This window comes from Rhizobium sp. SRDI969, assembly GCF_025152725.1.
GTDB lineage: Bacteria > Pseudomonadota > Alphaproteobacteria > Rhizobiales > Rhizobiaceae > Rhizobium > Rhizobium leguminosarum_I.
On sequence record NZ_CP104036.1, the window covers coordinates 326,426 to 348,555 of the forward strand.

The 22,130-nt window shown below is 60.6% G+C and carries 17 protein-coding genes and 2 pseudogenes; 16 read left to right on the top strand and 3 right to left on the bottom strand.

The window, feature by feature from the left end; translation table 11 throughout:
- The first annotated feature begins 134 nt into the window (after positions 1-134).
- Complete coding sequence (locus N2A41_RS25715; protein WP_222385924.1) at positions 135-416, top strand: hypothetical protein; 282 nt, start codon at positions 135-137, stop codon at positions 414-416.
- Positions 417-429: 13 nt separating this feature from the next.
- Here the strand turns inward: N2A41_RS25715 and N2A41_RS25720 are convergent, their stop codons facing one another.
- Positions 430-693 (bottom strand): hypothetical protein, encoded by a 264-nt coding sequence (locus tag N2A41_RS25720; RefSeq protein ID WP_222385971.1) that lies wholly within the window; start codon positions 691-693, stop codon positions 430-432.
- A gap of 78 nt (positions 694-771) precedes the next feature.
- On the opposite strand from N2A41_RS25720, the gene N2A41_RS25725 reads away from it, so the two are divergent.
- From N2A41_RS25725 to N2A41_RS25745, 5 genes are all read left to right on the top strand, one after another.
- Complete coding sequence (locus N2A41_RS25725) at positions 772-1,638, top strand: DMT family transporter (protein ID WP_222385969.1); 867 nt, start codon at positions 772-774, stop codon at positions 1,636-1,638.
- A 156-nt stretch (positions 1,639-1,794) separates the two neighbouring features.
- The gene (locus tag N2A41_RS25730) at positions 1,795-2,709 is read left to right on the top strand and encodes an ABC transporter permease (RefSeq protein WP_222385925.1); all 915 of its coding nucleotides are present in this window, start codon (positions 1,795-1,797) and stop codon (positions 2,707-2,709) included.
- Between the two features lie 4 nt (positions 2,710-2,713).
- Positions 2,714-3,640: an ABC transporter permease gene (locus tag N2A41_RS25735; RefSeq protein WP_260111144.1), complete on the top strand. Its 927-nt coding sequence runs from the start codon at positions 2,714-2,716 to the stop codon at positions 3,638-3,640.
- The gene (locus N2A41_RS25740) at positions 3,633-5,267 is read left to right on the top strand and encodes an ABC transporter ATP-binding protein (protein ID WP_260111145.1); all 1,635 of its coding nucleotides are present in this window, start codon (positions 3,633-3,635) and stop codon (positions 5,265-5,267) included. Before N2A41_RS25735 ends, N2A41_RS25740 begins: the two co-directional genes overlap by 8 nt.
- Entirely contained in the window at positions 5,264-6,211 is a 948-nt protein-coding gene (locus N2A41_RS25745) for a 2-hydroxyacid dehydrogenase (RefSeq protein ID WP_260111146.1), read from the top strand. Before N2A41_RS25740 ends, N2A41_RS25745 begins: the two co-directional genes overlap by 4 nt.
- Positions 6,212-6,235: 24 nt before the next feature.
- Here N2A41_RS25745 and N2A41_RS25750 read toward each other — a convergent pair whose 3' ends face one another.
- Positions 6,236-6,955 (bottom strand): GntR family transcriptional regulator, encoded by a 720-nt coding sequence (locus N2A41_RS25750; protein ID WP_222385929.1) that lies wholly within the window; start codon positions 6,953-6,955, stop codon positions 6,236-6,238.
- Positions 6,956-7,098: 143 nt separating this feature from the next.
- Here N2A41_RS25750 and araD point away from each other — a divergent pair, with 143 nt between their 5' ends.
- The 7 genes from araD to N2A41_RS25785 all read left to right on the top strand — a co-directional run bounded on the left by araD (position 7,099) and on the right by N2A41_RS25785 (position 16,109).
- Positions 7,099-8,835, top strand: coding sequence for an L-arabinonate dehydratase (araD, locus tag N2A41_RS25755; protein WP_260111147.1), 1,737 nt, complete (start codon positions 7,099-7,101; stop codon positions 8,833-8,835).
- A 9-nt stretch (positions 8,836-8,844) separates the two neighbouring features.
- Positions 8,845-10,035 carry an L-talarate/galactarate dehydratase gene (locus N2A41_RS25760; protein WP_222385931.1) on the top strand — a complete coding sequence of 397 codons (1,191 nt, stop codon included), beginning with the start codon at positions 8,845-8,847 and terminating at the stop codon, positions 10,033-10,035.
- Positions 10,036-10,057: 22 nt separating this feature from the next.
- Positions 10,058-10,768: a ribonuclease activity regulator RraA gene (locus N2A41_RS25765; protein ID WP_260111148.1), complete on the top strand. Its 711-nt coding sequence runs from the start codon at positions 10,058-10,060 to the stop codon at positions 10,766-10,768.
- 64 nt (positions 10,769-10,832) lie between these two features.
- Positions 10,833-12,350, top strand: coding sequence for an aldehyde dehydrogenase (NADP(+)) (locus N2A41_RS25770; RefSeq protein WP_260111149.1), 1,518 nt, complete (start codon positions 10,833-10,835; stop codon positions 12,348-12,350).
- 16 nt (positions 12,351-12,366) lie between these two features.
- The gene (locus N2A41_RS25775; RefSeq protein WP_260111150.1) at positions 12,367-13,272 is read left to right on the top strand and encodes a 5-dehydro-4-deoxyglucarate dehydratase; all 906 of its coding nucleotides are present in this window, start codon (positions 12,367-12,369) and stop codon (positions 13,270-13,272) included.
- A gap of 184 nt (positions 13,273-13,456) precedes the next feature.
- Positions 13,457-14,977 (top strand): ABC transporter substrate-binding protein, encoded by a 1,521-nt coding sequence (locus tag N2A41_RS25780; protein WP_260111151.1) that lies wholly within the window; start codon positions 13,457-13,459, stop codon positions 14,975-14,977.
- 70 nt (positions 14,978-15,047) lie between these two features.
- Positions 15,048-16,109 carry an Ldh family oxidoreductase gene (locus N2A41_RS25785; protein WP_260111152.1) on the top strand — a complete coding sequence of 354 codons (1,062 nt, stop codon included), beginning with the start codon at positions 15,048-15,050 and terminating at the stop codon, positions 16,107-16,109.
- A 60-nt stretch (positions 16,110-16,169) separates the two neighbouring features.
- Here N2A41_RS25785 and N2A41_RS25790 read toward each other — a convergent pair.
- Positions 16,170-17,935, bottom strand: a pseudogene (locus N2A41_RS25790) (SLC13 family permease).
- A 258-nt stretch (positions 17,936-18,193) separates the two neighbouring features.
- Here N2A41_RS25790 and N2A41_RS25795 point away from each other — a divergent pair.
- The 3 genes and pseudogenes from N2A41_RS25795 to N2A41_RS25805 all read left to right on the top strand — a co-directional run bounded on the left by N2A41_RS25795 (position 18,194) and on the right by N2A41_RS25805 (position 22,115).
- Positions 18,194-18,504: pseudogene (locus tag N2A41_RS25795) on the top strand (DUF982 domain-containing protein).
- A gap of 114 nt (positions 18,505-18,618) precedes the next feature.
- Entirely contained in the window at positions 18,619-21,264 is a 2,646-nt protein-coding gene (gene ligD / locus N2A41_RS25800) for a DNA ligase D (RefSeq protein WP_260111153.1), read from the top strand.
- A 122-nt stretch (positions 21,265-21,386) separates the two neighbouring features.
- On the top strand, positions 21,387-22,115 hold the full coding sequence (locus N2A41_RS25805) for a FadR/GntR family transcriptional regulator (RefSeq protein WP_162115904.1): 729 nt from the start codon (positions 21,387-21,389) through the stop codon (positions 22,113-22,115).
- Positions 22,116-22,130 lie beyond the last annotated feature (15 nt).

Sequence of the window (22,130 nt, forward strand, 5' to 3'; positions counted from 1 at the left end):
TACTGTCATGCATGAGGTGCGCGGCAGCCATGAGTTGCTTCTGAAGACAGCCGTCCTATCTGACAGTGACCGCCATGTGACTGAAATGGAGAAATCGGCGCTGCGACGCGCCCTGGGCGCGCGAGGAGACAATCATGAACGGCATTTCCAAAACCCTGAACGACATGACGCTTATCGAACGCTCGAGCCTGCTCGACACCGTCGCCGATGCTTTGGAAGCAACGGCCGAGGAGGCGGAAGGTGAGGGCGACGCCCGCTTTGTCGCCAACTCCATCTGCGTCGCCAATACGATTCGCGGGCTATCCGGCGATCTCACGCCGCGCGATCTGATGGCGGCCGAGTTGCTGCTTGAGCAGGGCATCATGCTCGTCCATCAGTTCTCGAATAGGACGAAGACCAACGGAGTGGTCCACTAGAACTGAATTCTATTTAAATCAAATAGTTGGAGCATGACGCCGTCGGAAAACAACTCATACTTTTCGGCATCATGCTCCAACCGTGGGCGAAGGCGGCCTCGTTAGCAATGCGCTCTGTGAGGGTGGACGGCGACAGATGGATTGAGATAAAGCCGTTAATCCGCGCTGCGGAATAGTGGATGCTGCCGGTCCCTGGTGGAAACGAGGCGGTTGCACCGCGGCACACCTGCGGGAGCCCGGAGATCAGCGGACACGCCAGGAAGGCTTCATTTTTCATGGATTGCCGGTTCAACGCGCAACTGTATCGAATGACCGATATAGCAGGATTCACCTCTGTTCCGTCAGGAGAAGCGTGATGCAGCCTGGTCGCACAGGCCTCGCCGTCGGCTTGATGGTGGCAGCCGCTTTTTTAAATAGTCTCGACGCGGTCATCGTACGTTTGCTGGCCGGCGAGGTGCATCCATTGACGATCGGCTTTTTCCGTTCGTTTTTCGGGCTTCTTGTCGTCACGCCCTGGATCGTGTCACGGGTCGACCTGAAATCCTCTCCCTATCGTGTTCTGCATGTCGTACGTGCGGGTCTGAAGCTTGCCTCACTGGTTGCTTTGTTCGTCGCCTTTGCGCACGCGCCACTCGCCGATGCGACGGCGATCAATTTCACCATGCCGATCTTTCTCGTTCTCGGTGCTTGGCTGGTGCTCAAGGAACATGTGGGCATCTCCAGCGTGGCCGGCATTGTCGCAGGTTTTATCGGCGTCATGATTATCATTCGCCCTGGAGCGTCCGGTTTTGACGAATGGCTGCTTTTTGCGCTGGCCGGAGCGGTCTTGACGGCGGCCAGCCAATTGATGCTGCGTCGGATGGCGTTGAAGGATAGTGCCGACCGGCTGGTTGCATGGAATCTGATAGCGACGGTGCCGCTCGGTTTGATCGTCATGCTGCCGGTATGGTCGATGCCGACCTGGAACCAACTCGCACTGCTTGCCCTGCAAGGGGCACTCGGCGCACTCAACATGACGCTGATCACGCGTGCCTTCGGCATGGCGGCCGCAAGCGTTCTGGCACCGCTCGACTTTCTCCGGCTGCCCGTCGTAGCCCTCATGGCCTTCTCATTTTTCTCGGAAGTTCCTGCCGCACAGATGTGGATCGGTGCGGCAGTCATCATTGGCGCAGCCATTATTGGAACGCGCAGCGTGACGTGGCGACGCAAACCACCGCGATAAAGCCCCGAGTATTTTTGGGCTTCACAAAAATGTTAGATGAACTAATATTTCAGTTACTGCGACTGGTCGTCGAGCCGTGCCTGGTGCCGGAGGGGCATGACAGGCAGCCGGACGAACGGACATCACGACCCCATGGGGTTCACTCGGGAGGAGTGCATGAAGAGTTTCATCGGCAAACGCGCGATCGCCAGTGGCGTATCGCTCGTGGTGCTTATCGTCATCGTGTTCTTCCTGTCTCGGCTGACGGGCGATCCGACCGACCTCTATCTGCCGATCGATGCGACCACGGAAATGCGCCAGCAATTTCGAGAGATGAACGGTTTCAACGATCCGTTGATCATCCAGTTCGGCCGTTATGTCTCGCATCTTGCCCAAGGCAATTTCGGTCATTCACTGCGACAGGCCCGTCCGGCCATGGATGTCGTGCTGGAGGCTTTCGTGTGGACCTTCTGGCTGGCCGTCATCACCATGGCGCTGGTCACGGTCGCCGCGATCGTCATCGGTTCGCTCGCGGCGTTTCGCGTCGGCGGCGTCTTCGACCGTCTCGCCACTTTCTTCTCGCTGATTGGCGCTGCGGCGCCGGACTTCTGGCTGGCAATCGTGGCGATCGTCATTTTCGCCGTCAAACTGCATGTTCTGCCGACATCGGGAACGGGAACTTTCTGGCACTGGATCCTGCCGGTCAGCGTGCTGTTCATTCGACCTTTCGGCCTGATACTGCAGGTGGTCCGCGGCTCTATGATCAGCGTTCTGTCTTCCGCCTATGTGAAGACGGCTCGCGCCAAGGGGGTCCGCTCGAACTCAATCATCTTCATTCACGGACTGCGCAACGCCATGCTGCCGGTGATCACAGTCATCGGCGACCAGGCGGCCGCCATCCTGAACGGTGCCGTCGTCGTCGAGACGGTGTTTGGCTTTCCGGGCATCGGCAAGCTGATGATCGATTCCATTTTGCTTCGCGATTTCGCCGTCGTGCTGGCCGTCATCATGGTCTCGGCACTGGCGATCTTCGTCATGAACCTGTTGATCGACATCGCCTATGCGCTGCTCGATCCGCGCATCCGGTATTAGAGCGATGACGATGGCCGACACAAAAATCCTCGCCGAGAAAAAACCAAGCGGCCCAATCGGGCGCTGGCTGACGATGCTGTGGGCGGACAAGCTCGCTTTTTTCGCGGCGCTGTTCCTCTTGATCGTTCTGCTCTGCGCGCTGTTTGGCCCGTTCCTGCTGGAGGCCATCGCCACTAAGCAGAACCTGCGGGGCCGGAACGCGCCGCCGTTCGATATCACCCGCGGATTGCTTTATGTCCTCGGCGCTGATGCGCTGGGGAGGCCGCTTCTCGCCCGCATCATCGTGGCGGCGCAAAACACCATCCTGGTGGCCGCGGCAGCCGTGCTCGCATCATCTGTCGTCGGCACGGCGCTCGGTCTGGTGGCAGGTTACAGCCGCTCCTCCGCGGCTCAATGGATCATGCGCCTCGGCGACGTCATCATGTCTTTTCCGTCGCTGCTTCTGGCGGTGATCGTGCTCTACATGCTCGAGCCCTCGGTCACCAATATCGTCCTCGTCCTGGCGATCACCCGCATTCCCATCTATCTGCGCACCACGCGCGCCGAAGTGCTGGAAGTGCGCGAGCGGATGTTCGTGCAGGCGGCGAAGGTCATGGGAGCATCGTATTGGCGCATTGTCCTCCATCACATCCTGCCGGTGATCCTCCCAACGCTGGTGACCATCGCGACGCTGGATTTCGCTTTCGTCATGCTGGCGGAGTCCTCCCTGTCGTTCCTGGGCATCGGCATTCAGGCGCCGGAGATCACCTGGGGTCTCATGGTTGCTCAAGGACGACCCTATCTCACCAATGCCTGGTGGCTTTCCTTCTGGCCGGGCCTTGCAATCATCCTGACGACGCTGTCGCTGAACCTTCTGTCGAATTGGCTGCGCATCGCGCTCGATCCGACGCAACGCTGGCGCCTTGAAATGAGGGGCAGGAAAAATGGCTGAACATCTTTTGGAAGTGCGTGACCTCTCGGTCGAGTTTCACACGGCCAGCGGGACCGTCAAGGCGGTGCAGGATGTCAGCTGGCATCTCGATCGCGGTGAGACGTTGGCGATCCTTGGGGAAAGCGGTTCAGGCAAATCCGTGTCGGCCTCGGCGGTCATGAATCTGATCGACATGCCGCCCGGAAAGATCACCAGCGGCGCCATTCTCCTCAACGGGCGCGACATGCTGAAAATGCCGTCCGAGGAGCGGCGCTCGATCAACGGCGCCAAGATCGCCATGATCTTTCAGGACCCGCTCGCCCACCTCAATCCGGTCTATCCGGTCGGCTGGCAAATCACCGAGATGATGACGACGCATGGCCAGTCGGCGGAACACGCCGGTGCGAGGGCGCTCGAATTGATCGGACGCGTCGGGATAATGGATCCTCAGTCGGCGATGCGAAAGTACCCGTTCCAGTTTTCCGGCGGACAGCGGCAGCGCCTGATGATCGCCATGGCGATCGCCTGCAAGCCCGATATCCTGATCGCGGATGAACCCACCACCGCGCTTGATGTGACGGTGCAGGCGCAGGTGCTCGAACTTCTGCAGGAGTTGCAGCAGGAAACCGGCATGGGCCTGTTGCTGATCACCCACGATTTGGGCGTCGTTGCCGAGATCGCGGACCGCGTGGTGGTGATGAATTCCGGCTGCGTCGTCGAAACCGGCAATGCGGCTGAAGTCTATCGCAACCCGCAGAACGCTTATACGAAGAAGCTGATAGCCGCAGCACCGGGCAAGGGTGCAATGGCGCAAGAGCGTGACCGGGGAGGCGAACCGCTGCTGCGCGCCATCGGCTTGAAAAAGAGTTTCGGCGCATTCCAGGCGCTGAAGGGCGTGGATTTTGTCATCATGCCCGGTGAAACCGTTGCCGTTGTCGGCGAGAGCGGTTCCGGCAAGTCGACCCTTGCCCGGGCAATCGTTCGCCTCGATGATCCGCAGCAGGGTCAGGTTCTCTACCGCGGCAACGATCTGCTTGCGATGACCCCCAGAGAAATATTCGGGCTGCGTCGCGATTTGCAGATGGTCTTTCAGGACCCCACCCAGTCACTGAACCCGCGGATGAGCGTGTTCCGGTTGATTTCCGAGGCCTGGGTCATTCACCCGGATATCCTGCCGAAAGCGAGATCGAAGGAGAGAGTGGCCGAGTTGCTGGTCAAGGTTGGCCTGAAACCGGATATGGCCGACCGGTATCCACATCAATTTTCCGGCGGCCAGCGCCAGCGCATTGCGATTGCCCGGGCGCTGGCGATGGAGCCGAAACTGATCATCTGCGACGAGGCGGTTTCGGCACTCGACGTATCGATCCAGGCGCAGGTGATCGCTTTGCTTCAGGGCCTGCGCCGCGAATTCGGCCTGTCTTACCTCTTCATCGCACACGACCTGCCGGTGGTTCGCGATTTCGCCGATCGCGTCATAGTAATGAAGGCCGGCGAAATTGTCGAGGAGGGTCCGGTGGAACAGATCTTCAACGCACCCTCCCACCCCTACACGCAGGCACTTCTTGCCGCGAGCCTCGATCCCGATCCGGAGATCCAGGCCACCCGACGCGCCGCCCGCCAGCTACAGGAAGGACTCGTCTCCGCATGAAGCCCGATGTCATCGTCGCCTATCCGCTCCGGCCCCATCAGATGGCAATGCTGGAGGAGACCTACACGCTGCACCGGCTCGATCTCGTCAAAGGCGAAGAGCAGGATGCTCTCCTGCGGAAAGCCGGCCCGGTCTCTTCCGCGCTGGTCTGCAACGGCCATGTGACGATCGACGAAGCCCTGCTTTCGAAATTGCCGGCACTGAAACTCGCCGCCTGTTCTTCGGCTGGCTACGACCAGATGGATGTCGAGGCGATGACACGGCGCGGCGTCAAGCTCACCAACACATCCGAGGTGCTGTGCGACGACGTTGCCGACATGGCATTGCTTCTGATGCTGGCGGCACGCCGGCGCCTTCCGGAAGGCGACCGCTATGTGCGCTCCGGCGACTGGGGGCAGAAGGGCATGATGCCGCTGACGACATCGACGTCGGGCAAGAAAGCCGGGATCGTCGGCCTCGGCCGCATAGGGATGGCGATTGCCAAGCGATGCGAAGCTGTCGGGCTGACGGTCGGCTATTACGGGAGGATGAAGAAAGCTGGCAACGATTTTGCCTATTTCGACACGCCGGTAAAACTGGCGAACTGGGCCGATATCCTGATCGTCGCGACCCCTGGTGGAGCTTCGACCGAAGGTTTGATTTCGACGGACGTGCTGAATGCGCTCGGACCGACGGGCACTTTCATCAACATTGCCCGCGGCACCGTGGTCGACGAGCCGGCCTTGATCAAGGCCTTGCAGGAAAGGCGGATCGCCTGGGCCGGCATCGATGTCTACCTCAACGAACCTAATCCCGATCCGCGCTTCGCAGCACTCGACAACATTGTGCTCTATCCCCATCACGCCAGCGGTACCGAGGAAACGCGCGACAGGATGGCGCAATTGACGGTCGACAACCTTGCCGCCTTCTTCGCAGGCAGGCCGCTGCTGACTCCGGTCAATTGACTCCCGCAAAACCCGCGCGGCAGATCAGACGAAATAGTTCGGGAACTCCTTCCGCAGGTCTTCCACTTTTGCGACGGTTTGGCTGAGATGTTCACGGATCGCGTCGACCGCACCCTGTTCGTTGCGAGCGGCAATCGCATCGATGATGGCGTGGTGCCCATCGAGAATGCTGACGATCTTGCCCTTCTCGGGCAGATGCAGGCGACGAATGCGCTCGAGATGGCCTGACCGCTCACGTATCAACTGGTGGAGGCTGCTGCGCTTGGCGCCTGCGAACAACGTCTGGTGAAAGAGCTCGTCGAGCTCCTGGAAGATCGCGATCTGATCGGCGTCGTCGGCGACTGCCGACTGCATCTTGATGATCGACCGGGCGCGGGTAATGACGCTCGGATCCGGATCCGGATCGGTTGCGAGGCGGCGGCAAACTTCGGTTTCCAGTGCAACGCGAAGGAAATGTGCTTCGTAAATCTGCAGGACGTCGATCCTGGTCACCACAGTGCGCGACTGCGGATAAATGCGAACCAGGCCCTCCTGTTTGAGAAGCTGCAATGCGTCACGGATGGGAGTCTGGCTGACTTCATAAGTCTCGGTGAGTTCGGTACGCGAGAGCGTGGTGTCCGGCGGCAGCTGAATGGTGATGATGCGCTTTCGCAGATCATCATAGACCCGCTGGACGGTACTGCCGGCAACGACCGGAAAGCCGGGAGCGGTCAGGCCGAATGTGGAGGCGAACTGGGAATTCATGTGAGGCGTCCTTTTCGACTCCATTCATAGCTTTGCACGACCTAATGCACAAGAACGCAAACTTTCCATTGATATATATGTCAAACTAAAATATCAGTTGGTACAAACGCTGGGATTAGCAGGCGAAAAGGTGGGAGAAAGCCGTGACCGCGAGGAAAACCTACGAGCAATTGCGGTCCGCCCGATGGATGATGCCGGATGATCAGCGCTCGTTCGGCCACCGGTCGCGGACCATGCAGATGGGTTACGCGCCCGAGGACTGGCAGGGAAAGCCGATCATTGCCGTGATCAACACCTGGTCCGATGCGCAGCCGTGCCACATACATTTCCGTGAACGCGCCGAATGGGTGAAGCGGGGAATTCTTCAGTCGGGCGGGTTCCCCATGGAACTGCCCGCTCTTTCCCTTTCCGAAAACTTCGTCAAGCCGACCACGATGCTCTATCGCAATATGCTGGCGATGGAGACAGAGGAACTGCTTCGGAGCCATCCTGTCGATGGCGCCGTTCTGATGGGTGGCTGCGACAAGACCACGCCCGGCCTTGTCATGGGAGCGGTCAGCATGGGCATTCCCTTCATTTATCTGCCGGCCGGCCCGATGCTTCGCGGCAACTATGCCGGCAAGACGCTGGGCTCTGGTACCGACGGCTTCAAATATTGGGACGAGCGCCGCGCCGGCACGATCACCCAGGAGGAGTGGCAGGGCATCGAAGGCGGAATCGCCCGCAGTTATGGCCATTGCATGACCATGGGCACGGCGTCGACGATGACGGCGATCGCCGAGGCTATGGGATTGACGCTGCCGGGCGCATCCTCGATCCCCGCAGCCGACGCCAACCACCAGCGCATGTCGGCGGCCTGCGGCCGCCGCATCGTCGATATGGTGTGGGAGGATCTGACGCCGGACCAGATCATCACTCCGGCGGCCGTCGACAACGCAGTCACGGTCGCCATGGCGACCGGCTGTTCCACCAATGCGATCATTCATCTGATCGCAATGGCGCGGCGCGCCGGCGTCCCGCTGGAGCTTGATGATCTCGATCGCATCGGTCGCACGACACCGGTTCTCGCCAACATCCGGCCTTCCGGTTCGACCTACCTGATGGAGGACTTCTTTTACGCGGGTGGCCTGCGCGCCCTGATGAAGCAGCTCGGGGCCAAGCTGGATCCCACCGCGATCACCGTTATGGGAAAACCCTTGGTGGATGGTTTGGACCAGGTGAAGATCTATAATGACGACGTTATCCGGCCATTGTCGAACCCGGTCTATCACGAAGGTTCGCTGGCCGTGCTCAAGGGGAACCTGTGTCCCGACGGCGCGGTCATCAAACCAGCGGCCTGCGACCCGAAATTCCATCGCCATTGCGGCCCGGCGCTGGTCGCCGACAGCTATGCGGAGATGAAGAAGATCATCGATGATCCCGACTACCCGCTGACGCCGGAGACGGTTCTCGTGCTCCGCAACGCCGGCCCCCAGGGCGGGCCGGGCATGCCGGAATGGGGCATGATCCCAATGCCGAAGGCGCTGTTGAAGCTCGGCCTGCGCGACATGGTCCGCATCTCGGATGCCCGCATGTCCGGAACCAGTTTCGGCGCCTGCGTGCTGCATGTCGCACCGGAATCTTATGTTGGCGGGCCTCTGGCGCTGCTGAGAACCGGGGACATGGTCGAGCTTGATATTCCGGCACGTAGCCTCAATATGCTGGTTTCCGAAGAGGAGATCTCAGTGCGGCGGGCTGCCTGGGTGGCGCCGACGCGGCATTACGAGCGCGGTTACGGCTTCATGTTCTCCAGCCATATCGAGCAGGCTGACAAAGGCTGCGACTTTGATTTCCTGACGACGGAATTCGGTGGCAAGACGCCGGAACCGGCTATCAACTGAGGCACGACGATGTTTGATCCCAGTCGACGCTCGATCCCGGAACAGCCTCCCAAGGCTGGCTTCGCTGCCGGTCCGTCCAAGCTGGACGCCATCCAATCGGTCACCCTGTCGCTCGTCTACCTGCCGTTGGAGCGGCCGATCAGCGATGCCAAGGTTTTGACGGGCCGGCAGAAGCCACTGACGCAGGTGGCCTTTCTGTTTTGCGAGATCGTCTCCGAGGCCGGCCATAGTGGGCTTGGTTTCAGTTATTCGAAGCGGGCTGGCGGACCTGCCCTTTATGCCCATGCCTGCGAGCTTGCCGACAACCTGATTGGCGAAGATCCCAACGATACCACGCGCATCTGGGACAAGCTCTGCTGGGCCGGGGCCTCGGTCGGCCGCTCCGGCATTGCGACCCAGGCAATCGCCGCCATCGACATCTGCCTCTGGGACCTGAAGGCGAAACGCGCCGGCCTGCCGCTTGCAAAACTGCTTGGCGCCCATCGCGACAGTGTCGCCTGCTACAACACCTCCGGCGGCTTCCTGTCATCGAGCGTTGAGGAAATCCGCGACGCCATCGACCACTCGATAGCCTCCGGCATCGGCGGCATCAAGATCAAAGTCGGACAGCCGGACCCGATGATCGACCTTCGCCGGCTCGATGCGGTGACCAGCCATATCGATGGCCGTGTTCCGCTGATGGTCGATGCAAACCAGCAATGGGACCGCACGACAGCGTTGCGTTTCGGCCGGCTGGTCGAACCACTCAACCTCGGATGGATCGAAGAGCCGCTCGATGCCTATGACGCCGAAGGCCATGCGGCACTGGCACGCGAACTCGCCACGCCGATCGCCACCGGCGAAATGCTGGCCAGCGCCGACGAGCACATGGCGCTGATCCGGGCCGATGCGGTCGACTTCATTCAGCCGGATGCGCCGCGTGTTGGCGGCATCACGCCCTTTCTGCGCATTTGCGCGCACGCCGAGGCGAAACGCGTGCGCCTGGCGCCGCATTTCGCCATGGAAATCCATCTGCACCTGGCCGCCGCCTATGCGCATGAGCCATGGGTCGAGCATTTCGATTGGCTGGCGCCACTGTTCAACGAGCAGCTCGAGATCAAGGACGGCCGGATGATCGTGCCGGCCCGTCCGGGGCTCGGCTGCAGCCTGACGGGCAAGGCTCGTGACTGGACTGTGGAAACGCGCAGCTTCGGCGCCTGAATGAGAACGAGGAGAAGGATATATGAACCCCGCAACCCGTGAAAAACTGATGGGTGTCTCCGTCGCGACGCTCTGTTCGGCCCTGTTCAAGCGCGGTCTAAGAAACCAGACGATCCAGGATGTTCGGCCGGTGCAGCCGAAGGGCCGCAATATGGTCGGACCGGCCTTTACGCTGCGCTACATGCCGGCGCGCGAGGATCGTAACGCGATAAACGTCTTTCGGAACCCGAAACATCCGCAACGGCTTGCCATCGAGACGTGCCCGCAAGGCGCTGTTCTGGTGATGGACAGCCGCAAGGATCCGCGCGCAGCGTCTGCCGGCGACATCCTGATTACCCGCCTGATGATGCGCGGCGGAGCCGGCGTTGTCACCGACGGCGGCTTCCGGGACGCCATGACGATCGGTGGTCTCGATATCCCCGCCTATCACAACCGTCCCTCCAGCCCGACGAACCTGACGCTGCACGAGGCGATCGACATCAACGTGCCGATAGGCTGTGGCGATGTGGCGGTTTTCCCGGGCGACATCATCGTCGGCGACGACGATAGCGTGATCGTCATCCCTGCCGAAATCGCCGACGAGATCGCCGATGAAGCGGTGGAGATGACCGCTTACGAGCATTTCGTGACGGAACGCGTCAAGCAAGGTCATACGATCATTGGCCTCTACCCGGCCACCGACGAAAGCAATCTGACGCTCTTTGCCGAATGGCGGAAGGTGAATGGGCGCTAAGGCGCGCATCTTGAACAACGGATCACCGATCAGGACGGAGCAAGGCTCCGCCGAGGAGATAACAATGAACTGGACCCCTTCAGGCAGGCATTTCATCGCCGGCGAGTGGATTGCCGAAACGACGACATTTCGGTCCGAGCCGGCGCATGGGCAGGCTCATGACTTTGCTGTCGGCACAACGGAACTGGTCGACCGTGCCTGCCGCGCTGCCGAAGCTGCTTTTTCAGCTTTTTCGGCAACGACACGCGAGGAGCGCGCCATTTTCCTCGAGACAATCGCCGAGGAGATCGACAAGCGCGGCGAGGCCGTCACTCTCATCGGAACGCAGGAAACCGGACTTCCGGAAGGCCGTCTCAACGGCGAACGTGCCCGGACCACCGGCCAACTCGGGCTGTTTGCCGACCATATCCGCAAGGGCTCGCATCTCGACGCGCGCATCGATGCGGCGCAACCGGACCGGCAACCGGCGCCGCGCCCCGATATCCGCCTAGTGCAACGGCCGATCGGCCCCGTCGCCGTCTTCGGCGCTTCGAATTTTCCGCTGGCATTCTCGACGGCGGGCGGCGATACGGCAGCCGCGCTTGCAGCGGGCTGCCCGGTCGTGGTGAAGGGACATTCAGCCCATCCCGGCACGGGTGAGATCATTGCCGAGGCGATTGCAGCCGCTGTCGCGCGCACCGGAATGCCGGCCGGCGTCTTCAGCCTGATCCAGGGCGGCCGCCGTGATGTCGGAACGGCTCTGGTGACCCATCCGGCCATCAAAGCCGTTGGCTTTACCGGCTCTCTTGCCGGCGGGCGTGCTCTCTTTGACCTTTGCGCCCAGCGCCCTGAGCCAATTCCGTTTTTCGGGGAATTGGGCAGCGTCAATCCGATGTTCCTGCTACCGGCCGCTACCGCTGCCCGGGCGGAGGCAATCGGTTCAGGCTGGGCCGGTTCACTGACCCTCGGTGCCGGCCAGTTCTGCACCAAGCCCGGCATCGCCGTCGTCGTCGACGGGCCGGAGGCGGACAAGTTCACCAGTGCCGCCAAGGCGGCTCTTGAAAAGGTGGCAACGCAGACGATGCTGACCAACGGCATCGCCGCGGCCTATCACGACGGTGTGGACCGCCTGCGGGCAAGCAATGCCGTCGCGTCGGTTCTCGCTGCAGAGAGTGCCGGTCGCGACGCAGCGCCGAACCTGTTCGAAACCAACGGTTCGGCCTGGCTTGCCGACCACTCGCTCGCAGAAGAGGTGTTCGGCCCTCTCGGCCTCGTCGTACGCGTCGGCTCGCCTGAAAAGATGCTCGCCTTTGCCGAAAGCTTTCAGGGACAGTTGACCGCGACGATCCATATGGACGACGCCGATCTTGGCCTTGCCCGCGATCTGCTGCCGATTCTCGAAAGGAAGGCGGGCAGATTGCTAGTCAACGGCTTCCCAACCGGCGTCGAGGTTGTCGATTCCATGGTGCATGGCGGACCCTACCCGGCCTCGACCAATTTCGGCGCGACCAGCGTCGGGACCATGTCGATCCGCAGATTTCTGCGCCCCGTTGCCTACCAGAATTTCCCTGCCGGCCTGCTGCCGCAAGACCTGCGCAACTGAAATCGAGGAGTACCAGATGATCGCCCCGACGGAACTTCGCGAGATCATTCGCAACGGCCTGCTGTCCTTCCCCGTCACCCCTTTCGATGCCGAGGACCGGTTTGCCGCCAAACCGTTTTCCGCGCATCTGGAATGGCTATCATCCTACCCCGTTGCCGGCCTGATCGTTGCCGGCGGCACCGGTGAGCTGTTCTCGCTGACGCCGGGTGAGGTGGTTGAGGTGGTAAAGGCCGCCCGCGCCCTATCCGGCGATGCGCCTGTTATTGTCGGATGCGGCTACGGCACGCGCATCGCCTGCGACATGGCGCGCGAGATCGAGGCGGCGGGCGGCGACGGCATTCTTCTGTTGCCGCATTACCTGACCGAGGCGCCGGCAGATGGCATTGCCGCGCGTGTCCGGGCCGTTTGCAAGGCCACCAATATGGGCGTCATCGTTTATAATCGTGGCCAGGCGCGGGTGTCGGCCGAGCAGCTTGTTCAGCTTGCCGACGAATGCCCAAATCTGATCGGCTTCAAGGATGGAACCGGCGACATCGATACCGTGCGCCGTGTCACGATCGCGCTCGGCGACCGCCTGTCCTATATCGGCGGCATGCCGACCCACGAACTATTTGCTCAAGCCTACCGCGGAGCCGGCATGCCGACCTATTCCTCGGCGGTCTTTAATTTCGTGCCTGAAACGGCACTGAAATTCCACAAAGCATTCCTCGCCGGTGACGACGCGGCCTGTGAGCAGATGCTGAGGGATTTCTACTATCCCTTTGCCCGTATTCGCGATCGCAAGGCCGGTTATGCGGTTTCCGCCGTCAAGGCAGGCGTGCGTTTGCGCGGCTTTGAGGCGGGGCCGGTGCGGGCGCCCCTGACCGATCTCACCGGCGAGGAAGTCGAGATGATGCGCGAACTGATTGCTTCGGCCAGGTAAAATTGGCGGCTCCAGCTGGGTTGAAGTTCATACCAGGCAGCGTCAAGGTTGAAGGCCACCGTAAGCTAGTATATTAGTGCACTTATGCATTAGGTTTTCGAGGAGGAGATTGATGTCGGATCACCGGAACCGGGACGCAGATTTGCTGTGAGGAGCGCCAGCGGCGCATGGGAGGAGAAACGAAATGAAATTGCATTTGTTAACTGCCTGCTTTTCAACCACGGTGCTCGCGTTGAGTTTAGGCTCGGCTCAGGCGCAGGATGCCAAGAGCAACGTCACCGTGGTGCTTGCCGAAACCGTTGACGTCGTCGAGCCCTGTATGGCAGCCCGCCAGGACGTCGGTCGGGTCATTTCTGAAAACGTCAACGAGATGCTGGTGGAATTCGACTACGTCAATGGCGGCCTAAAGCCCCGCCTCGCGACGGAATGGTCGAAGATCGATGACGACACCTGGGAGTTCAAGCTGCGTCCAAATGTCAAATGGCACGATGGCAAGCCGTTCACCGCCAAAGATGTTCAGTTCACCATCGAGCGCAATAAGAACAAGAAGCTCAGCTGTGAGACCGGCGGCAAATATTTCGGCGGCACGGAGTTCAGCTTCGAGACGCCGGATGCCAACACGATCCAGATTACGACAAAGCCGGCGCAGCCGATTCTTCCGCTTCTGATGACGGTGATGGCTGTGGAATCGGCCGAGGCGACACCAGCAGACGAATTCACTCGCAAGCCGATTGGCACTGGCCCTTATACGTTCGACAAATGGGAAATCGGCCAGTCGATCGTGCTGAAACGCAATCCGGAATATTGGGGGGAGAAGCCGCAGGTGGAGCAGGCAACTTATCTGTTCCGCTCCGACAGTGCCGTTGCTGCCGCGATGGTCGATGCCGGCGAAGCCGATATCGTTCCGGCCGTCTCCGTGCAGGATGCCACCAACAAGGAAACCGATTTCGCCTATCCCAATTCCGAAACGACATCGCTGCGCATCGATACGCGTGCAGCACCGCTTAATGATCGGCGCATCCGCGAAGCGATGAACCTCGCCATCGATCGTCAGGCAATGCTCGGAACGCTGTTCCCCGAACAGGCGAAGATCGCAACACAGCTCGTCGTGCCCACCACGATCGGCTATAATGCCGATATTCCTGCTTGGCCCTACGATCCCGAAAAAGCAAAGGAATTGGTCGCGGCGGCGAAAGCTGACGGCGTTCCGGTCGATCGCGAAATCCGCATCATCGGTCGCAACGGGCAATATCCCAACGCCACCGAAGCGATGGAAGCGATCATGGCGATGCTTCAGGAGGTCGGCTTGAACGTAAAGCTCGACATGTATGACGTTTCCGTGTGGAACGGCTACTTCGTTGCACCCTTTGTCGCCGATTCCGGTCCGACGCTGACCCAGTCGCAGCACGATAATGCGACCGGCGATCCCGTCTTCACCGCATTCGTGAAATACGCCACCGACGGCTCGCACTCCATGGTTCGGGATCCCGCCGTCGACGCGCTGATCGCCAAGGCGACGTCTGCCACCGGCGACGAGCGCACAAAACTCTGGAAGGAGCTGTTCGCCAAGGTGAACACCGAAATCATCGCAGACATCCCGATGTTTCACATGGTTGGTTTCACCCGCGTCTCGCCGCGTCTCGACTTCAAGCCGACGATCGCGACGAATTCCGAACTGCAGCTGTCACAGATCCGCTTTAAGTAAGGCGGTATGCCGCGCTTAAGCACGGGCCGCCGCAAATAGCGGCCCGTGCTTTCCATGACGCGAGGGAGGAATGCCTATGCCCCTGATTGACCGCATTGTCCTGACCCAATTCGCCGAGCAGATTTTAACGCATGCGGGCATGGAGACCGACAAGGCCGAAACGACTGCCGCAGTCCTGGTGGAAGGCGACATGATCGGCCACGAAACCCATGGCGTCAGCCTTCTGAACTGGTATGTCGAAGCGTTGGAGGACGGTTCCCTTGCGAAGTCCGGCAGCTATGACGTCGTAAACGACCGCGGCGCAGCCTTTGTTTGGGACGGCAAATCCCTGCCGGGCGCATGGCTGCTGACGAAGGCGATCGAGCAGGCCTGCGAACGGGTCGGCGATCATGGCGTCGTCACTGCCGCGATCCGTAACTGCCACCATACCTGCGCTCTTTCAGCCTTCATGCGGCAGGTCACCGACCGCGGTCTGATCATACAGCTGTCGGTCTCGCATCCCGCAGCTAGCAGAGTCGCGCCCTATGGCGGTACAAAGCCGCTTCTGACGCCCAACCCGATGGCGGCCGGCTTCCCGACGTCCAAGGATCCGATCCTGATCGACGTCTCTGCCTCGATCACCACCACGACCATGACGCAAAACATGGCGAAGGCCGGGGAGAAATTTCCTGAGGCCTGGGCTTTCACCGCCGCAGGCGAACCGACCGATGATCCGCGCGAGGTGACCGAACGGGGCGGGACGATGATGCCCCTCGGCGGCCAGTTGAAGGGGCACAAGGGCTTTGGGCTCGGGCTGATCGTGGAATTGCTGGGACAGGGGCTTTCCGGCAAGGGACGGGCGAACGCGCCGTCCGGTGTGTTTTCGCAAAGCGCTTTCCTTCAGGTCATCGACCCCGCCTTTTTCGCCGGGCTGGATGCCTTTACGGCGCAGTCCGACTTTCTCGCCTCTTCCTGCCGCAGCAATCCTCCGGCACCCTGGAACAATGGCCCCGTCCGCATGCCGGGCGACAACGCGGCACGAAGGCGCCGCACCGCGTTGGAAGAGGGGGTGCCGGTCGGCGATGCAGCTTGGCAGAAGCTTTGTAAACATGCCCAGATTCTGCGCTTGTCTATTCCTGACGTCGCCGCGTGAGGAAAACATCTCGGCTTAGAAACTTCTATCGGTCGGCGCAACGCCCAGTGTCAGATGCGATCAGATCGGCCAGACCAGCAACAGGATCGGCACACTGACGAGCACCACAATGAGCGAGAGCGGCAGGCCCAGTCGGGCGTAGTCACCAAATCGATATCCGCCCGGTCCCATCACCAGCGTGTTGCACTGGTGTCCGATGGGCGTGAGGAAGTCACAGCCTGCTCCGATTGCCACCGCCATCAGAAAAGCGTCGGGGCTGAAGCCCAGCTTCTCGGCAAAGGTCGCGGCGATCGGTGCCATGACCAGAACCGTTGCTGCATTGTTCAAAAACGGCGTTACGGCCATGGCCGCAATCAGGATGAGAGCCAGGGCACCGAAGGGCGGGAGCATTTCGGCGGTTCGCGAGAGCAGATCGGCGATGATGTCGGTGGTTCCGGTGGTCCTCAGCGAATCGCTGATCGGGATCAAAGCGGCCAGCATGATCAGAATGGGCGCATCCAGCTGGCGATAAACTTCCCGTAAGGGGATGGACCCGGCGACCACCATAAAAAAAGCGGCGGCGAAAAACGCCGCCGCAACGGGAATCCCACCGAAGGCTGTGGCCGCCATCGTTGCCATCAGGATGATGACAGGGACGAGGCCATTCCGGGCGTTGCCGAGCTTGAGATTTCGTTCGACGAGCGGCAGGCATCCCCATTCCCGCAGAAGATCCGGTAATGCCTGCAGGTTGCCCTGCAGGACCACGACGTCGCCATTGCGGATCTTGATCTCCCCCAGGCGCTCGGTGAAGCGCTTGTCGCGGCGACTGACGGCGAGAAGGTTGAGGCCGGTATTGTCGAAGAGCGAGACATCTTTTGCGCTGACGCCGATCAAACGGGAATGTTCGCCGACAATGGCTTCGACAGAACTGATGTCGCGGCCTACCTCGGGCTCGTGCTTGCGGTCGGACAGTTGAAGCTTGGCTTCGCTGACGATCTTGTCGAGCGCGCTCTGCTCCCCCTCGATGATAAGAAGATCGCCATCCTTGAGAACGGTGTCGGGAAGGGGCGTGCGCTTTTGGCCGCCGCCACCGATAATGGCGGTGACCATCGCGTCGCCACCACCAGGTTTCTGCAGCCAGCTGATTGACTGCCCGATCGCTCCTGACGGCGCGGCGACCTTGGCTTCTGTGGTGTAGTTTTTGATCGCTACCGCCTCGTCCATCGAGGTTTCCACCCGTGATCTTTCAGGCAGCAGCTTGTAGAAGAGCGCCAGAAAGACAACGCCGGCGATTGCGAGCGCCAGGCCGACGGGTGTGTAGTCGAACATCGTGAACGGCTGGCCGGTAATCTCCTCGCGCACCCTGGAAACGATGATGTTCGGCGAGGTGCCGATCTGCGTCATAAGCCCTCCGAGCAGCGAGGGAAAGACATAGGCATCAGGAACATTGACGGCGATACGCTTGATTTGCGGGCCATTTGCACAGCCACCGGTATCATGATCGCCAGCGCGCCGATGTTTTTGATAAAGGCTGACAGAGCTGCGACAATTGCGACCAAGATGATCAACTGCATCCTTGGCCCGCGTCTTTCGGGAGAAAATCTGCGCAATGCGACGTCCATGATCCCCGACCTGGATATCGCAGCACTGACGATGAGCGCGCTGCCGACAATGATGACGATGTCGTCGGCAAAGCCGCTAAAGGCATTTTTGGCTGGGACGACCCCGACAACGATAGCGATGAGAAGTGCGCTCACGGCGACGATATCATATCGATAGCGACCCCATAGAAACGCAGCCATCATCAGCGTGATGACGAGAACGGACAGCCATTGATCCCAGCGCATCTTTGCATCCCCGTGGTGGCAAATAACGCTTGAAGCAAGATAACGATGCAGCGAGACGTTGATTTTTTTCTCGCCGGTGTCCGCCACGGTTCCCCGGGAGACAGTAGAACCGAATGTGACTGTGACGCAGGACAGTCAAGCGAAAGAGCGCAGCGGTACGATGATCTTCAACGGAGTGGCAGGCCGCTCTTGAACGGTCCGCCATCACCCACAATATCATTTTCATCAGGACCATTGGTGGCATGAAAGGAGGAAAAGATGCCGCTGAACGATGTTCCATGGACCGGCCGGTGATAATCCGGCTGCAGTGCGGTTTGGAGCGCACCTTCACCAGCGTCGACGAGGCCTTGGATTTTCTCGAGAACGAGTGGCCGCTGCGTCATGGAGAGCGCCATGATCGAGCGGTGAAGACGTGCCGCGGTGCCCTCAATGCCGCTATTCCCGGCATCATTGCCCGCGAGGCTTTCGTGGCCGCCTGTTTCGAAGCCGGCATGGCGGTCGTTCTGGCCCCCTGGAAGAGGAAGCCTGCCACGCATCCGCCCCGGCCAGTGCGCCATGCGGCCATCTAGAGTATCAATGATGACGAAGTGGGCGTTTTCCCGATGAGCGCCGGAATAAGACTGTAATGGAACTTACAGCCCTCGGCCGGCATTTCGCTGGCAGGGTTGCTTTTGGGAACGACCATGGCCAGTGACAAACTATCGACCTATCGATCGAAGCGCGATTTCCAAAAGACGGCCGAGCCGAGCGGTGAAAAACGTCTCTCGCGCAGTAATCGCCGTCGCTTCGTCATCCAGAAACACGACGCCACCCGACTGCACTACGATCTCAGGCTCGAGCTGGACGGCGTCTTCAAGTCCTGGGCTGTCACGAAAGGGCCATCGCTCGATCCGCACGACAAGCGGCTGGCGGTTGAGGTGGAGGATCACCCGCTGGACTATGGTGATTTCGAAGGCACCATTCCGAAAGGCCAGTATGGCGGCGGCACGGTGATGCTGTGGGATCGGGGCTATTGGGAACCGGAAGGAAAGAAGAGCCCGGAGCAGGCGCTGGCAAAAGGCGATTTCAAGTTTACGCTGGAAGGCAAACGCCTGCACGGCAGCTTCGTGCTGGTGCGGATGCGCAATGATCGCGATAGTGGCAAGCGCACCAACTGGCTGCTGATCAAACACCACGACGAGTTTTCTGTCGACGAGAACGGCGCGACTATCCTCGAAGAAAACCAGACATCGGTCGCATCCGGCCGTACCATGGAGATGATTGCGGCCGGCAAAGGCCGCAAGCCCAAGCCTTTCATGGTCGAGGGTGGCGATGTTCAGGCCGATGCGGTCTGGGACAGCAATCAGGGACTTGCCGCCGAAGAAAGAAAAGAGGATGCCCGAACTGGAGGAGCCTCCAAGACGGTGACACAGGTCGATCTGCCGGATTTCATCGCGCCGCAGCTCTGCCAGACCCTGGAGCGCCCTCCGGCAGGCACCGGCTGGATTCACGAGATCAAGTTCGACGGCTACCGGATCCAGATGCGAGTGCTTGATGGTGAGGTGACGCTGAAGACCAGGAAAGGGCTCGACTGGACAGCTAAATACCCAGAGATCGCCGCGGCGGCATCGACACTGCCCGATGCGATCATCGACGGCGAGATCTGCGCCCTCGACGATCATGGCGCTCCCGACTTTGCCGCACTGCAGGCCGCCCTTTCGGAAGGCAAGACAAGCGAACTCGTCTATTTCGCTTTCGATCTTCTCTATGAGGGAGGCGAGGATTTGCGATCTCTGCCGCTCGTCGGGCGCAAGGCGCGGCTTCAAAGCCTTCTGTCCGACGCCGGCAGCGATCCGCGCATCCGTTTCGTCGAGCATTTCGAGACTGGCGGCGATGCAGTTCTCCGGTCTGCCTGCAAGCTCTCGCTGGAAGGCATCATCTCCAAACAAGGGGATGCACCCTATCAATCCGGCCGTACCCAAAGCTGGGCGAAGTCGAAATGCCGCGCCGGCCATGAGGTGGTAATCGGCGCCTATGCCAAGACCAACGGGAAATTCCGCTCCCTGCTGGTCGGCGTCTATCGTGGCGACCACTTCGTCTATGTCGGCCGCGTCGGTACCGGATATGGCGCAAAGAAAGTGGAAATGCTGCTGCCGAAGTTGAAAGCGCTCGAGACGGCGAAATCGCCATTCACCGGCATCGGCGCGCCGAAGAAGGAGGCCGAGGTCACCTGGCTGAAGCCCGAGCTCGTGGCGGAAATCGAATTCGCAGGCTGGACCGCCGACGGCATTGTCCGGCAGGCGGCCTTCAAGGGACTGCGGGAAGACAAGCCGGCGAGAGAGGTCAAGGCCGAACGGCCGGCGAAGCCCGCACAAATTGACGTGCCGCAGCCGGCGGCGCAGGCGAAGGCTAGGCCCGTCCGCCGAAAAAGCGCCAAGGCCGAGGTCATGGGGGTGCTGATTTCAAACCCGGACAAGCCGCTATGGCCGAATGCCAATGACGGCGAACCCGTCACCAAGGAAGAGCTGGCTCGCTACTACGAAACCGTCGGTTCCTGGCTGATCGAGCACATCAAGGGACGCCCATGTTCGGTCATCCGCGCACCCGACGGGATCGGCGGCGAGCAATTTTTCCAGCGCCATGCGATGCCCGGCACCTCGAACCTTCTCGAACTGGTCAAGGTCTTTGGCGACAAAAAGCCCTATCTGCAGATCGACCGTGTCGAAGGCTTGGCTGCCGTCGCGCAGATCGGCGCCGTCGAGCTGCATCCCTGGAATTGCGAACCGCATCAGCCTGAGGTGCCGGGCCGGCTCGTCTTCGACCTCGATCCAGGTCCGGACGTGCCATTCTCCGCGGTCGTTTCAGCGGCCCGGGAAATGCGCGACCGTCTCGACGCGCTGGGCCTGATCAGCTTTTGCAAGACGACCGGCGGCAAGGGTCTGCACGTTGTCACTCCGCTTGCGGTCAACAAGCGCAAGCCGCTTTCGTGGGCCGAAGCGAAGGGTTTCGCCCATGATGTGTGCCAGCAGATGGCGCGCGACAATCCCGATCTCTATCTGATCAAAATGACGAAGAGCCTCAGGGACGGCCGGATCTTCCTCGACTATCTGCGCAACGACCGGATGGCGACGGCGGTGGCGCCTTTGTCACCGCGCGCCCGGCCGGGTGCCACCATCTCGATGCCACTGACCTGGACCCAGGTCAAATCGGACCTGGACCCGAAGCGCTTCACCATCCGCACCGTTCCGGCCCTGCTGTCGAAGTCCTCTGCCTGGGAATATTACGGCGATGGCAAGCGTCCACTGGAACAGGCGATCAAGCGCCTCGGCAGAATCTCCAAAGCCGCTTGAACTCGGCGCTGATGATATCGATTGACGAGGTTGCGGACATGAAGCGTTGACAACCTTCGTAAGCTCGGTTCTACTGGTCCACTAACCGGACCAGTAGAACTATGGGCGAGGAGGGGAAAGCAATGGATGTTCGAGCGATGCTCGAAGACGACGTTGCGACGCTCGGCGGGGCGCCGAAGACCTCGATGAAAGACTTCGTCGTCCAGAAGATCACAACATTCATTGCAACCGGTATTCTCAAGGTGGGCGATCCGCTACCAGGCGAACGCGAACTGGCTTCCGCGCTTTCGGTCAGCCGCGAGACCGTGCGTGGCGCGATCCTCATCCTTTCCACCCACGGCGTCCTCTCCGTCGCGCAAGGGATGCGAACCGTGGTGGCATCCGTGGACGTCGGCGAGCTGGCTGTTCAAGCGGCGCGTTATCGCGACATTGCAGCCTACAATCTCGATGATGTTCATGAGGCGCGGCTTCTTATCGAAGCGCGAGTAGCAAGGGCGGCAGCCGTCAAGATCGAGCCTTCAACTCTCGATTATCTTCGCAATTCGATCGCAGCACAGGAGGCCGCGTGTGACGATCCTGTCCGTTTTTTGATTTGCGACCGCGAATTTCACACGGCCATCTACCGTTCCAGCGGCAACGCGGTGCTGGCTGATGTAGCCGCCGACCTTTACTCCTATCTCCTGAGCCACCGAAAGCGCGTCGTTTCGCAGCCGGGGACTATCGCCGCGAGCATCGCCGACCACCGGATGATCCTCGCCGGCTTGGAGACGCGCGATCCCGACGCAGCATCCGCGGCCTTCGCGACCCACGAAACCCGTATTTATACGACGACCAAGCTACTCTTCTCGTAGTTCGCAGGGAGGCGA

Bases quoted from the DNA above. Each gene is read 5' to 3' on its own strand.
- N2A41_RS25715 (WP_222385924.1), top strand. From the start codon at position 135: ATGAACGGCATTTCCAAAACCCTGAACGACATGACGCTTATCGAACGC.
- N2A41_RS25720 (WP_222385971.1), bottom strand. From the start codon at position 693: ATGAAAAATGAAGCCTTCCTGGCGTGTCCGCTGATCTCCGGGCTCCCG.
- N2A41_RS25725 (WP_222385969.1), top strand. From the start codon at position 772: ATGCAGCCTGGTCGCACAGGCCTCGCCGTCGGCTTGATGGTGGCAGCC.
- N2A41_RS25730 (WP_222385925.1), top strand. From the start codon at position 1,795: ATGAAGAGTTTCATCGGCAAACGCGCGATCGCCAGTGGCGTATCGCTC.
- N2A41_RS25735 (WP_260111144.1), top strand. From the start codon at position 2,714: ATGACGATGGCCGACACAAAAATCCTCGCCGAGAAAAAACCAAGCGGC.
- N2A41_RS25740 (WP_260111145.1), top strand. From the start codon at position 3,633: ATGGCTGAACATCTTTTGGAAGTGCGTGACCTCTCGGTCGAGTTTCAC.
- N2A41_RS25745 (WP_260111146.1), top strand. From the start codon at position 5,264: ATGAAGCCCGATGTCATCGTCGCCTATCCGCTCCGGCCCCATCAGATG.
- N2A41_RS25750 (WP_222385929.1), bottom strand. From the start codon at position 6,955: ATGAATTCCCAGTTCGCCTCCACATTCGGCCTGACCGCTCCCGGCTTT.
- N2A41_RS25760 (WP_222385931.1), top strand. From the start codon at position 8,845: ATGTTTGATCCCAGTCGACGCTCGATCCCGGAACAGCCTCCCAAGGCT.
- N2A41_RS25765 (WP_260111148.1), top strand. From the start codon at position 10,058: ATGAACCCCGCAACCCGTGAAAAACTGATGGGTGTCTCCGTCGCGACG.
- N2A41_RS25770 (WP_260111149.1), top strand. From the start codon at position 10,833: ATGAACTGGACCCCTTCAGGCAGGCATTTCATCGCCGGCGAGTGGATT.
- N2A41_RS25775 (WP_260111150.1), top strand. From the start codon at position 12,367: ATGATCGCCCCGACGGAACTTCGCGAGATCATTCGCAACGGCCTGCTG.
- N2A41_RS25780 (WP_260111151.1), top strand. From the start codon at position 13,457: ATGAAATTGCATTTGTTAACTGCCTGCTTTTCAACCACGGTGCTCGCG.
- N2A41_RS25785 (WP_260111152.1), top strand. From the start codon at position 15,048: ATGCCTATGCCCCTGATTGACCGCATTGTCCTGACCCAATTCGCCGAG.
- ligD (WP_260111153.1), top strand. From the start codon at position 18,619: ATGGCCAGTGACAAACTATCGACCTATCGATCGAAGCGCGATTTCCAA.
- N2A41_RS25805 (WP_162115904.1), top strand. From the start codon at position 21,387: ATGGATGTTCGAGCGATGCTCGAAGACGACGTTGCGACGCTCGGCGGG.